The sequence below is a fragment of the Clostridium grantii DSM 8605 genome, from assembly GCF_900129965.1.
Classification (GTDB): Bacteria; Bacillota; Clostridia; order Clostridiales; family Clostridiaceae; genus Clostridium_AF; species Clostridium_AF grantii.
This window is the reverse complement of record NZ_FQXM01000005.1, coordinates 240879-254261: the sequence shown is the minus strand read 5'-3', so window position 1 is coordinate 254261 and position 13383 is coordinate 240879. Positions and strand designations below refer to the sequence as shown.

The following is a 13383-nucleotide window of genomic DNA, read 5'->3' as shown; positions in this document are numbered from 1 at the left end:
TTCAGTTGAACACAAATTGCCTTAACAATCCTAAACTCATAACAACTCAATCAATGATACCAAATTCAACTGCAAACAAACAGTCTTAAATCCAGTGATAATCAAGTAAAATTCAACAAATACTAATGTTTGGCCTTATTATCTCCTAAAAAACCCAAACATCTTCTTCTTTTCTCTATATATCTCCCTATTTACAACAATGTCGCCATCTTTCAACAATATTCGACAATTATCGCTAATGTCATCAATGATTTTTGCACTTTTTTTAGTAATAATGTCGAATGATTCTTTTATCCTAGGCGATCTAACCCCTAATGAATGTGCATCTGATGCAATAAAATCGCAAAACCCTTCATTTACCAAAGAAAAAGCTGTTTTCTCAACCTTATTACCAAATTTACCAAGTAAAGAACCTGCATTCACTTGAAACAAACACCCTTCTTTAATAAAATAATTTAAAGAGATTAAACTTTCTTGAATAAAAGCATATCTTTCAGGATGAGCGATAATAGGCACAATCCCTTGAACTCTCAATTCATAAATAATATCCAAAATTTCTTCCCCTAATTTTCTAGGATCCATTTCTACCAACATATACTTAGAATTGTTTAAAGTACCAACAATACCTTCTTTATAAAGTGCCAAAGTAAACTCATCAAGAAAAACTTCTTGCCCAGGCATAATATGAATATCAATGCCAGCTTCTTTTGCACGATAATTAACAATCTCTATAAGTTTTATCACATCTGAATAGCTATTTTCAAAATTAAACTTATAATAATGTGGCGTAACAATTATTTTACTTATACCATCAGCCTTAGCCATTTTTAGCATTTTCAACGTTGTTTCCATATCTTGTGATCCATCATCAATTCCTGGGAGACTGTGGTTGTGCATATCCAGCATTGGTTTCACTCCTTTTCTTTAGTATAGTTTAGTTGTGGGAGTACAAACTGGCGGGCATGGAAACCCGCCCCTACTATCTTTTACTTTACGGCCGCACTATTTAATTCTGGTTTCTTAGGTTTTTTAGTTTTTTTCCCTTTTGTACTCTTTTTATCGTCTTGTCCATAATAATAGTAATACTGGTATCCATAACCCTTACCTTTACGCATTTCCACTTTATTAAGTACTACTCCAATAATATTAGCTCCAACTTTTAGTAACAATTCTTTAGCTCTTACTACAGCATCTTTATCTGCTTGTTTTGAAGCTACTACTAATACTACCCCGTCTACATTTCCGGCTAAAACTTGGGCATCTGTTACTGCTATTACTGGTGGTGTATCTAGTAATACATAATCAAAATTTTCTTCTAGTTTTGATATCAAAGCTTTCATTTTATTAGATCCCAACATATCCGCTGGATTTGGAGGAATTGGGCCTGATGTAATTACAAAAATATTCTTATCAATTAATTGAAGTGCTTCTTCTAATTTTACTTCTCCTGCTAAATAATTTGATAATCCTACAGTATTAGAAAGTCTCATTTTCTTGTGTACGCTAGGTTTTCTCATATCACAATCTACAATAACAACTTTTTTATCAACTGTTGCTAAAGTGTAGGCTAAATTACCTGTAGTAGAAGATTTTCCTTCACCTGGCCCTGCGCTTGTTAATAAAATAGTTTTCATTTCTTTATCTACTGAAGAATACTGTATATTAGTTCTAAGAGTTCTATAAGCTTCTGCTGATACACTCTTGGCATCACGTTTTACGATTAACAAATAAAACAACTCCTTTTCCTATTCTGCTTCATGCTCCGGAATTAATCCAATTACTGGCAAATCAAGTATCTTTTCTACATCTTCTTTAGTTTTAACAGTGTTGTCCATAAATTCTATAACAAAAACTAAGCCTACCGATACCATAAGTCCTAAAAAGAAGGCTATAGCTACATTTAATTTTTTATTTGGTGCTACTGGGTTTTCTGGTAATTCAGGTTGGTCTAATATTTCTATACTACTATTAGATATTAAACTTTCTGCTCTTTTTATAAAAGCCAAAGTTAATGATGATACGATTTGTTTTGCTTCTTCTGGATTTGTAGATTTAACTGTTATGTCCATAAGTTGTGTATCTGCTTGTGGAGTAACAGTAACCATTTCAATTAAATCGTCAACTTCTAGATCTGTGTCCATTAAATCTAAGGTACTTTGAGCTACTACTCTTGATTTTGCAACTTCTGCATAAGTTTTAACTAATTTTTGGAACATAGTAACATCATTTAAACTGTATGCTGAATCTGTGGAAGTTGTTTCCGCTTTTCCTATAACCACACTCATTTTCGCTTCATAAACTGGTGTTAATACAAAAAAACTTATAATTATGGATATTATAGTTGATGCCAAAGTAATACCAATTATAAGACCCATTCTTTTTCTCAAAATGTAGAATAATTCTTTCAGGTCCAAGGTCATTTCTTCTTCCATTATTTTTCCTCCGTCCATTTTTTTCCTTATTTTTTTATAAAAAGATAAATTTCGAATGATTTCTTAATTTAAATTAAATGATTTCTTAATTTAAATTATACAATTGATTATAACATACATATATGACAATTTCATTGTTAATTTATTCAAAATCAATCGAAATTTTATTTATTTTCTCTTATTATAAATTCATTTGTATTATATCATACTTTTTTTAGAATTACTAAGTTTTTTTGTATAAATATGTATAAAAAACTAAGTAGCTTGAAATAATCCCCTTAAATCTTTATCGCATAAATATCAGTTATTATGATTTCTTTTCATCATAATTCCAATAAATAATAGGGTTATATTTTTCCACAACAAAAGCCCATTTGCAAAAGCAAATGAACTCTTTATGAGAAATACATCCTTTTTATTCTATTCTTCTATCATATTTTCAATACTTTCCCCTGGTGGTACTATAGGGTAAACATTTTGTTCACAAGGAATTATACATTCCACTATAACTGGTCCTTCTATTTCTAATGCTGCTTTTAAAACTTTTTCAGCTTCTTCTTTTTTATCAAGTTTAAAATAAGGAATATTATAAGCTGCTGCTAATTTTTCAAAAGAAACTTCATCTCCAAATTCTGTGAAGGAATATCTATTGCCATGGAATAATCCTTGCCATTGATAAACCATGCCCAAAGTTGAATTATTAAATATCAATTGTAGCATAGGTATTCTATATCTAGAAACTGTAGAAAGTTCATGAGAATTCATCATAAAACTTCCGTCTCCAGCCACATTAATTACTTTTTTACCACCAGTTGTAAAGGAAACTCCCACTGCTGCTGGAAGACCATACCCCATGGTGCCCATGCCACCTGAAGATATAAAGTTTTTAGAATCATTAAATTTATAATATTGCGCTGTCCAAATTTGATTTTGTCCTACTTCTGTAGTGATAATGGCATCTCCTTTAGTAACTTTATAAAGTTCTTCCACCACATATTGCCCAGTAAGTACTCCTCCATCATTATATTTGTATGGAAAATCTTGTTTCCATTTTTGAACATCTTCATTCCACTTATTTTCTACGCGAGGATTTACTAAATCAATTAAAGCGGTTAAAACTTTCTTTACATCTCCCTTTAAAGGAAGATCTACTCCTACGTTTTTACCTAATTCTTTTTCATCTATATCTATATGAATAATGGTAGCTTTTTCAGCAAAAACAGAAGTTTTACCTGTTACTCTATCTGAAAATCTACAACCAATAGCTATAAGCACATCACATTTACTAATGCCTAAATTTGAGCTTCTAGTTCCATGCATACCTGGTAATCCTGTAAAGTATTTATGAGTGCCTGGAAATCCACCAAGGCCCATTAAAGATGTAGTTACTGGAGATTTAATTTTTTCTGCAAATTCTAAAAGAGCCGCTTCGCCACCTGATTTTTCTACGCCGCCCCCAGCGTAAATCATAGGTCTTTCACAATTATTTATAGCATCTGCTGCCAATTGTATAGCTTGCTTTAAAGAATCGAAATCTGAATCAAATGTAACTTCTGCATTTTTTAATCTAGCTTCTCTTAATTTAGCTATTGTCCCTACTTCATATTCCACTTCTGTTAATTGAATATCTTTTGGAAAATCTACAAGAATGGGACCTGGTCTTCCTTCTTTTGCTAAGAAAAAAGCTTCTTCAAATATTTCTGCAATTTTATTAACATCATCTATTAAAAAAGTTTTTTTAGTAATAGGCTTTGTAATAGCTCTTATATCCATTTCCTGAAAAGAATGTCTTCCTAATAAAGCAGTAGGTACTTGTCCTGTAATCACCACTATAGGCACTGAATCACTAAAAGCCGTTGCTATACCCGTAACGCTATTAGTAGCACCTGGACCTGAAGTAGTAAGAGCCACACCAACCTTGCCGGAAGCTCTAGCATACCCATCTGCTGCATGTGTAGCTCCTTGCTCATGTGCAGTAAGTATATGCTTTAATTCTCTCTCATAATATAAACAATCATATATTGGTAAAACAGACCCACCTGGATATCCAAAGAAAGTATCTACATTTAATTCTTTTAAACATTGTAAAAATAATTGTGCCCCATTTAACTTCATAAAAAACCCCCCTTTAATTTGATGATATGACATTAATTTGATGATATAACATTTGATCCATGATGTTGCATTTGTTTTATGAAGAAAACAGGCTGGCATGGAAACCAGCCCCTACATATATTAATCAGAATATTCCGATAATTTTCAAAATAAGTGTATTTCTATTTTATTCTCTTTGTTTTTATCAGAAATCCTGCATTAGCAAGATTTCTGATAAAGCTGGAGTTCTTACAGGCTCCAGCTTTGCATGGATTTTTTACATAAAACAATTTGCTACAACGAGTTTTATTTAAACATTAAATGTTGTACCCTTAACTCTGCTTACTAATATTGAAGTAAAAGATTTTAAAAGTCTTTTGCTATGCAAAAGAGTCCCCACCTTATCATTGTAGATAATAAGCTCTTTTAATCTTTTAACTTCTTTTTTTACTGTTTTTTTATTGTTTCTTGCTCCATGAGAACATTGATCTTAATTCTTTTCCAACTTTCTCAACTTGATGATCTGCACCAATGGCTCTCATTCTGTTGAAGTATGGTCTATTTACTTGGTTTTCTGCTAACCAGTTTCTAGCAAATGTTCCTTCTTGGATTTCTTTAAGAATTAATTTCATTTCTTTTTTAGTATCTTCTGTGATTATTCTAGAACCTGTTACGTAGTCTCCGTATTCAGCTGTATCACTAATTGAGTATCTCATATATTCGAATCCACCTTGGAATATAAGGTCTACTATTAATTTCATTTCATGTACACATTCAAAGTAAGCATTTTCTGGTGCATAACCTGCTTCTACTAATGTTTCAAAACCTGCTTGCATTAAGGCTGTAACACCTCCACATAAAACTGCTTGCTCTCCGAATAAATCTGTTTCTGTTTCATCTTTAAATGTAGTTTCTAAAACTCCACCTCTAGTACCGCCTACTCCTTTAGCATATGCAAGAGCCATGTCTTTTGCTGATCCTGTAGCATCTTGGTGTATAGCTATTAAGCAAGGAACTCCATTTCCTATTTCAAATTGACTTCTTACAGTGTGTCCTGGTCCTTTTGGTGCAACCATGAATACATCTACAAAATCTGGTGCTATTATTTGTTTGTAGTGAATATTGAAACCATGTGCAAACACAAGTGCATTTCCTTCTTCTAAGTAAGGTTTGATTTTTTCATTATAAACCGCACCTTGAGTTTCATCTGGTATTAAAATCATTATTACATCAGCGGCTTTTGCTGCTTCTGAAGTTTCTAATACTTCAAGTCCTGCTGCTTCTGCTTTTGCTTTTGATTTACTGCCCTCATATAAACCAACGCAAACATCTACTCCACTTTCTTTTAAGTTAAGTGCATGAGCATGCCCCTGACTACCATAACCTATAATTGCTACTTTCTTACCTTGTAATAAATTTAAATTCGCGTCTTGTTCATAATATATCTTTGCCATTTTTTAAGTCCCCCTTATATTTCAGTGTACAGTGTACACTTTATGCTTATTTTTTTGTAAAAAAAAGCAGACTGACATCCATGAGGCGTCATCCGCGGTTCCACTCAATTTTATATCTCAATGAAATAACGGCTCATAACCGGCACAGCTTACTAACTTCAGCTGGCAGCTCCTGGGTGATTTTCTTATGATAATTATCTATGGGCTTTCACCTTTCCCCACTCTCTAAAAGATATTTTTCATATTACTCTTCCCAATCAACGCTGAAAAAACTTTTCATATTTGTTTACTAGAATACAATGTAATGAAGTATTTTGCAACTAATTATGTTGCCACATTTTTAGCAATATTTTGCTAGTATGAATATTTTGTGGGAAAGATGAAGTTCACTATCCCTTATCAACTTTCAACTACACTCTTCCTTCTTTTTAACTTTAAGTCTTTTAATTCTACAAAGAAACTAGCTCCTAATATCATAACTCCACCACAAATTTGCCATATTGTTATTCCTTCTCCCAGCACTAAAGCTCCTAGCAGTAAGGCTGATATTGGGTCAATGTAGCTAAGCATAGCTGCAGTATTAACCTCAGTATCCTTTATTCCTGAGAAATATAAAATATAAGCTAGAGCTGTATGTACAACCCCTACTATAATCATAAAAATCAAAGAATTTGAACCTGAAAAATTAATATTATTTCTAACTATAACAAAAGGTATAAGCACTACAACAGAAGCAGCCAATTGAACAATAGTTCTTTCAAACCCTGTAAGTCCTACCACTCTTTTGTTTAAGAAAATAACAGTAGCATATAAAACCGCTGCACTCAATCCATAAGCAATTCCAATAAAATCATTGCCCTTACCTAAAGTTTCCCCAGCACCATTATTTATAATTAAAACTAAGCCCCCTAGTGCCACCAATACTGAAAGGATTTTTTTAATAGATAACTTTTCCTTTAACACAATAGGTGCTGCCATAACCACAAAAACTGGAGCAAAATAATAAGATAAAGTAGCATTACTTATAGATGTAAATTTATAAGCTTGAAAAAGTAACACCCAATTAAACCCCATAGCAATTCCCGAGGCCATAAGTAAAATTAAATTCATCTTAGAATAATTCCTAATATTCAAATCCTTTTTAATAATTCCTATACTTAAAAGTATAAAAGTTGCAATAATAGCTCTAAAAAAAGCAATTTCCATAGAAGGCATTTCTATGTTTTTTACAAACAAACCTAAACTACCCCAAATAATCATAGCAAAAACAATTTTAAAACTTGATTTCAAATAATACTCCCCCTTTTCCAACTTTTCAAATCCCCACTAAATTATACCACCATCCATGAAAAATATCTCCCTCCCTCACTTATTTTTTTCTATATTTATAAAAATACAATAAATGGTTATGATAATTTAAAACAATATAGTAAAATTGATATATGTAAAGAAAGGATGATACTTTTATGAAAAAACTCTTCATTATTTTTATAACCTGTTCAGTATTAATAACTGGATGTAACATAAATAAAAATTATAATTTAAATAATTTTTCTACTAAAGAATCTAATAAAAACTCTATGGAAAATACTACTGAGAATTCTCAAAATCTAAATTCTATAAAAACCAGTGCTTTAATAATAGATGCTTTTACTTCTAACTATTATGATGGAAGTATATATTATATTGATAAAGATGATAATATTTCAGCCATAAATGAAATCACCGGGGAATCAACTACTATTATTGATAGTAATGGAAAAATAATTGATTTTACCATTAGTGAAAATATATTATTTTATTGGGCAAATAATAACAATGATTATAGCTTTCATTACGGCGAAATGAAAAACCTAGAAAATATAAATACACTGAAAGATATGACTTACAAATTTGAAGATGGTGTACATAATTTTAAAGATATGATTATAAAAGATAATATTATTTATTATGCAGAGAATAATAATATATTCGTCGTTGATATTAATAAAAAAACCAAAAAGGAAATTTCTGTAGATAAATCTATAAATATAACTTCTTTGCTTTATGTTATTAAAGATAATATTTATTTCATCCAAGAAAATAAAGATGAAAATTTTCTTTACTCTTTAAGTATTGATGATAAGCTATTAACAAAACAAAATTCTTTTACTTTTGATACTTTAGCAGAAAATAAAAATATCTTTTATTATAATAATGAAATTTATTATGTAAAAAAAGATAGTTTAAGTAGGATAATTAAAATTGATAAAACCGGAAATTCTTCAACCATCTTTAGAGGTTTCAACATTGATAAAATCAAAATATTAAAAAACAATTTATTTATTTTAGATGATACAAGTATATCTAAAGATTTGTTTGTTTCAAATAAAGATGATAAAACTAAATTAATAGCTACCAAAGTTACAGACTTTTGTGTTGGGGAAAATGAAATTTTTTATTCTAGTGAAGATAGTAACAATAAATTTTATATTAATAAAGTTAATTTATTAGGAGAAGAAAAAGTATCTTTAGTCAATTTAGAAAAGCTTTCTTTATCAGAAATCCTAAGTTCTGAAGATTTATTATACTTTACCCTTGAAAATGGGGATTTACATAGCTATAATACAAACAATAAGGAAACAACTTTTATAGACAAAAATGTTTCAAAAATTTCGCTGCTAGGAAAGAATTTAGTTTATTCATATAAGAATTCCTCTGCAGAAAAAATATACTTACCCAATATTGAAACCCAAGTTAAAGAATCTATCACTGAGGAATTAACAAAGGAATTAACAATTGAAGAACCCTCACCTGAAGAAATTATATCAAATTTGATAATTGATTTTGATAATGCTTGGGCAGATTATGTAAATGAAGAAAATGAATTAGTTAAAGATTATATAGCCCCTAACAGCCCTATATATGATTATCTCTCCAAGTTTCAAAGAAATATTATTGACGAAGAATTTTTAAATATTGAAGTTAAAGCTACAAGAATAAAAGAAACAACTGGAGAAGTAGACGTAAACGAAACTTTAAAAAAAGTTGTAAATGGAGTTGAAGAAATTAAGAACTACCAATGGACTTACTCTGTAATCTTAGTAGATGACGAATGGAAAGTTTATAATTATAAAAAAAGATAGATTTAGCTAAAAGAAAAACTGAATATGCTCTTCTACAAAATAAATAAACCCTCAGATAATCTGAGGATTTATTTTATATTTGATTAGAATAGAAGTTCAAGTTAAACCTTTTATACTTCTAGGCTATCTTTGCCGGTATTTTGTGTGAGTTGGTAAGGTGGTAAGTTGGTATGTTGGAAGAGTTGGAAAGGTGATTATTTACTGTTCTTTGTTCACTATTCACTGTCCACTATCCACTAAGTATTCTACCCAATAAAAATTAATTTAGTACAATAAAAAAACTGGGCCTATCAGTATTATATCACCTTTTTCACAATTTATCATTCTAATTCCTAAATTTTTTATGGAATTATTACATATTTTTTATTTATCTTAAATTTAAGCTTTAATTAAAGCAAAATTTGTTCTTTTATAGGAAATATTTCCCTATCCAAATATACTGAGTAACACTCCTGCGGCTACGGCTGAGCCTATTACTCCCGCTACATTGGGACCCATGGCATGCATTAATAAGAAATTTGAAGGATTTTCTTCTTGTCCTACCTTTTGCACTACTCTAGCTGCCATTGGTACAGCTGATACTCCTGCAGCACCGATCATTGGATTAATTTTGCCTTTTGTTAACTTACACATTAATTTTCCAAATAGTACTCCTGATGCTGTTCCTACCGCAAAAGCAATTAATCCTAGAGCAATTATTTTTAATGTAGTAGGATTTAAAAAAGTTTCTGCATCGGCTTTAGCCCCTACTGTTAATCCTAAAAATATTGTAACTATATACATCAAAGAATTTTGAGCTGTTTCTACTAATTTAGGTACAACCCCTGATTCTTTTATTAAATTTCCAAACATTAACATACTTATCAATGGAGCTGAAGAAGGAAGTAGCAATATAACAAAAATTGCAACTACAATAGGGAAAACCACTTTTTCCTTTTTTGATACAAATCTTAATTGCTCCATTTTTATTTGTCTTTCTTCTTTTGTAGTTAAAGCTTTTATTATTGGAGGTTGAATTATTGGCACCAAAGCCATATAAGAATAAGCTGCTAGTGCAATAGGACCTAATAAATCCGGTGCAAGTTTTGAAGTTAAATAAATTGCCGTGGGGCCATCCGCTCCCCCTATAATTCCAATAGCTGCAGCAGCCGCTCCATCAAACCCCAACAATATAGCCCCTATAAAAGCAAAAAATATACCAAACTGAGCCGCCGCACCAAGTAATATACTTTTAGGATTTGCAATCAAAGGTGCAAAATCTGTACAAACACCCACACATAAAAATATTATAGGAGGATAAATTCCAAGCTTTGTTCCCATATATAAATAATGAAATAGCCCTCCTTCATCCATCAATCCAGTATTAGGCAAATTCACCATTAACATGCCGAAAGCTATAGGTAATAAAAGGTAAGGCTCGTATTGTTTCTTAATAGCTAAATATAAGAAAAAGCATGCTATTCCAATCATCAAAATTTGTTGCCATCCAAGCGCCATAAACCCTACACTATTTAAAAAATCTAGTAACATGTTTTTAATTCCTCTCTACTTTATTATTTTTTATGTTGCTATTTTCAGATTGTCCATTTTTAGTTTCTCTTCAAAACCCCCAAACATTCTCCCGTAACAACGGTTCCACCTTTATTCACAAGAATTCTTCCAACAATACCATCATTTGAGGCTACAATCTCATTTTCAAGTTTCATTGCTTCAAGTATAAAAAGAATCTGGCCTTTTTTTACACTATCCCCTTCTTTTACTTTAACCTCTAAAATATTCCCCGGGAGAGGAGCCAAAATTTCTTCCCCCTCAACAGAATTAGTAGCTGCTACTTCACTCTGCTTTTCCTTTTCTTTCTGCTTATCCTCATCCCCATTAAAAGTTGCTGGCTCAGAAGTTACTTCCATTTCTTCTACCTCTACCTCATATACCTTACCGTTTAATTTCACTTTATATTTTTTCATTCAACTCTCTCCTTTTTAGGTTGTTAATTGGTTATCATTTTAAACTTTCTACTCCCCAACTTCCCTCATAGACACTATCCTAAACTTACTATTCTTCTTCTCATTACTCATATTAATTGCAGCCGTTATAGCTACTATTACTTCTTCATCTGTCACAGCTTTACCAATGATTTTTTCTTCTTTCCCTTTAACTTTTTCTATTTCTGTAACCTGTGATTTTTCCTTTTTTTCTGAAAAAATTATTTTAAATAATCCTATAATCAAGGAAATGACGTAAAGGGTTACAAATACAATACCCATGCAAATAGCCGTTATTTTTAAAGCTTCAATAATGGTTATATATTCTTTCATTGCTTTCTTCCTTTCTTTTATCTATATGATTATAAAAATCACATTACAATTTCAATATAATAAGTATCCTCTTCAACATTATCTTCAATGTTATTTTTCATGTTATTTTTAATGTTTTCTTTAATGTTTTCTTTAATGTTTTCTTTAATGTTTTCTTTAATGTTTTCCTTAATATTTTCTTTTATCTGTTTTTTCTGATTTTCTAAATATGTTCTTGTCACATCTGGAAATATTGCATAAGCTAGGATCATTTCTTCTTCTTGTGTTAAATCTTCTATTTCCTTTTTTGTTTTCTCATACATTGGTTCTATTTTATCTGCAGGGCAATAATCAATGGTGACTCCTTCCCCGATTATTTTCTTTTTTATTTCTTCCTTTATTGGTACAGGAGCTCGTCCATAAAATCCTTTAACGTAATCCTTTATTTCTTTAGGAATCATCTTGTACCTTTCCCCTATTAAAACATTAAATACTGATTGAGTTCCAACCATTTGACTTAATGGAGTAACTAGTGGCGGAAAGCCTAAATCTTCTCTTACTCTTGGTATTTCATTCAATACCTCTTCATATCTATTTTCTGCATTTTGAGCTTTTAGTTGTGATAATAAGTTTGAAAGCATTCCTCCTGGAACTTGGTATTCTAATATTTGAGGCTCTATTTTCATAACTCTAGGATTAAAAGTTCCATCTTCTATATACTTTTCTTTTACCCTAGAAAAATGCGCTGCTACTTTTTTCATTTTTTCTTCGTTTAAATTTAAAGCTCTTTCATTATTTTTAAACACTTCATTTAAAGATTCTGTACAAGGCTGAGAGGTTCCTGATGAAAATGCTGATATAGCAGTGTCTACTATATCTACCTCTGCTTCTATAGCTTTCATATAAGTCATTTCAATAATGCCACTTGTACAATGTCCATGTAACTCAATGGGTACCTTTATACTACTCTTCAACTGCGAAATTAATTCAAAAGCATTATCAGGAGTTAAAATTCCTGCCATATCCTTTATACAAATAGAATCCGCTCCCATATCTTCCATGGTCTTGGCTAGCTTTGTATAATAATCAATAGTATGAATTTTGCTAGTTGTATAAGAAATAGCACATTGACAATGGGCTTGCTCTTTTTTAATAACTTCTATTGATTTCTTTAAATTTCTAACATCATTCAAAGCATCAAAAACTCTAATAATATCTATTCCATTATAAATGGATTTTTGAATAAATCTTTCAACTATATCATTAGAATAATGCTTATAACCCAAAAGATTTTGTCCTCTTAATAACATTTGCAGATTTGTTTTTTTAGCTTTTTCTTTTATTAATCTAAGCCTTTCCCAAGGATTTTCATTTAAATATCTTAAACAAACATCAAAAGTGGCTCCTCCCCAAACTTCCATAGCATAATATCCAACTTCATCCATAGTCTCTACTATAGGAAGAATTTCCTCTATTTTTAGCCTTGTAGCTATTTGACTTTGATGCCCATCTCTGAGAACGGTTTCTGTTATTTTTAGTTTATTCATAATAGTCACCTCTTTTTTTTATTCTTATATTTAACCACTAACTATCCACTATCCACTTGCCTTTAAACTGTCTCTATCTTTATAATATCACTCCACTTTACCTTTGTGAATATATTAACCAAATTTCCTAATTTTAATTAGTCAATTCCCGTTTCTTTTTTTTTATTAAACTAAAAGATTTTAAAACTTTATATTATTAAATTGATAATTTGAGTTTATTTTGTTCTACTGCGTTTAACAATATGATATACTGAAAATGATAATCTGTTGTATGATAATTAAAGCTTGTTTTCGTGAGATTTCAGAATTAGAATCTTTTATAAATAAGCTTCAACAAATTGAAGATACAAATACTTCTATTGTTTTGTCTACAAATATGGAATATAATGCCTTGGAATAAGATTGAATTTAAAGTGGCAAATAGTTGAGAGATTTCC

At 30.5% G+C, this 13383-nt stretch carries 12 protein-coding genes and 1 other annotated feature; of the genes, 2 read left to right on the top strand and 10 right to left on the bottom strand.

Annotated features, from left to right (window positions below; translation table 11 throughout):
* Nucleotides 1–138: 138 nt before the first annotated feature.
* From BUB83_RS06150 to BUB83_RS06125, 6 genes are all read right to left on the bottom strand, one after another.
* Entirely contained in the window at nt 139–906 is a 768-nt protein-coding gene (locus BUB83_RS06150) for a tyrosine-protein phosphatase (RefSeq protein WP_073337567.1), read from the bottom strand.
* Between the two features lie 80 nt (nt 907–986).
* Entirely contained in the window at nt 987–1727 is a 741-nt protein-coding gene (locus tag BUB83_RS06145) for a CpsD/CapB family tyrosine-protein kinase (protein ID WP_073337566.1), read from the bottom strand.
* 18 nt (nt 1728–1745) lie between these two features.
* The gene (locus BUB83_RS06140; RefSeq protein ID WP_073337565.1) at nt 1746–2432 is read right to left on the bottom strand and encodes a YveK family protein; all 687 of its coding nucleotides are present in this window, start codon (nt 2430–2432) and stop codon (nt 1746–1748) included.
* A gap of 420 nt (nt 2433–2852) precedes the next feature.
* Entirely contained in the window at nt 2853–4547 is a 1695-nt protein-coding gene (ilvB, locus tag BUB83_RS06135; protein ID WP_073337564.1) for a biosynthetic-type acetolactate synthase large subunit, read from the bottom strand.
* A 437-nt stretch (nt 4548–4984) separates the two neighbouring features.
* Nucleotides 4985–5980: a ketol-acid reductoisomerase gene (gene ilvC, locus BUB83_RS06130; protein ID WP_073337563.1), complete on the bottom strand. Its 996-nt coding sequence runs from the start codon at nt 5978–5980 to the stop codon at nt 4985–4987.
* 78 nt (nt 5981–6058) lie between these two features.
* Nucleotides 6059–6250, bottom strand: a binding site (T-box leader).
* A 129-nt stretch (nt 6251–6379) separates the two neighbouring features.
* The gene (locus tag BUB83_RS06125; RefSeq protein WP_073337562.1) at nt 6380–7270 is read right to left on the bottom strand and encodes a DMT family transporter; all 891 of its coding nucleotides are present in this window, start codon (nt 7268–7270) and stop codon (nt 6380–6382) included.
* Between the two features lie 176 nt (nt 7271–7446).
* Between BUB83_RS06125 and BUB83_RS06120 the strand changes: the two genes are divergently transcribed.
* A complete protein-coding gene (locus BUB83_RS06120; protein ID WP_073337561.1) occupies nt 7447–9105 on the top strand; it encodes a DUF5050 domain-containing protein in 1659 nt (552 codons plus the stop codon).
* A 426-nt stretch (nt 9106–9531) separates the two neighbouring features.
* Here BUB83_RS06120 and BUB83_RS06115 read toward each other — a convergent pair whose 3' ends face one another.
* From BUB83_RS06115 to BUB83_RS06100, 4 genes are read right to left on the bottom strand one after another with little or no spacing between them, the layout of a single operon-like run.
* On the bottom strand, nt 9532–10635 hold the full coding sequence (locus tag BUB83_RS06115) for a sodium ion-translocating decarboxylase subunit beta (RefSeq protein ID WP_242950636.1): 1104 nt from the start codon (nt 10633–10635) through the stop codon (nt 9532–9534).
* 59 nt (nt 10636–10694) lie between these two features.
* On the bottom strand, nt 10695–11069 hold the full coding sequence (locus BUB83_RS06110) for a biotin/lipoyl-containing protein (protein WP_073337559.1): 375 nt from the start codon (nt 11067–11069) through the stop codon (nt 10695–10697).
* Nucleotides 11070–11117: 48 nt separating this feature from the next.
* Nucleotides 11118–11420, bottom strand: a complete 303-nt coding sequence (locus BUB83_RS06105; RefSeq protein ID WP_073337558.1) for an OadG family protein — start codon at nt 11418–11420, stop codon at nt 11118–11120.
* Nucleotides 11421–11458: 38 nt separating this feature from the next.
* On the bottom strand, nt 11459–12946 hold the full coding sequence (locus BUB83_RS06100) for an oxaloacetate decarboxylase subunit alpha (RefSeq protein ID WP_073337557.1): 1488 nt from the start codon (nt 12944–12946) through the stop codon (nt 11459–11461).
* A gap of 256 nt (nt 12947–13202) precedes the next feature.
* Here BUB83_RS06100 and BUB83_RS23045 point away from each other — a divergent pair, with 256 nt between their 5' ends.
* Nucleotides 13203–13346, top strand: a complete 144-nt coding sequence (locus BUB83_RS23045; protein ID WP_479723228.1) for an Lrp/AsnC ligand binding domain-containing protein — start codon at nt 13203–13205, stop codon at nt 13344–13346.
* Nucleotides 13347–13383: the final 37 nt, after the last annotated feature.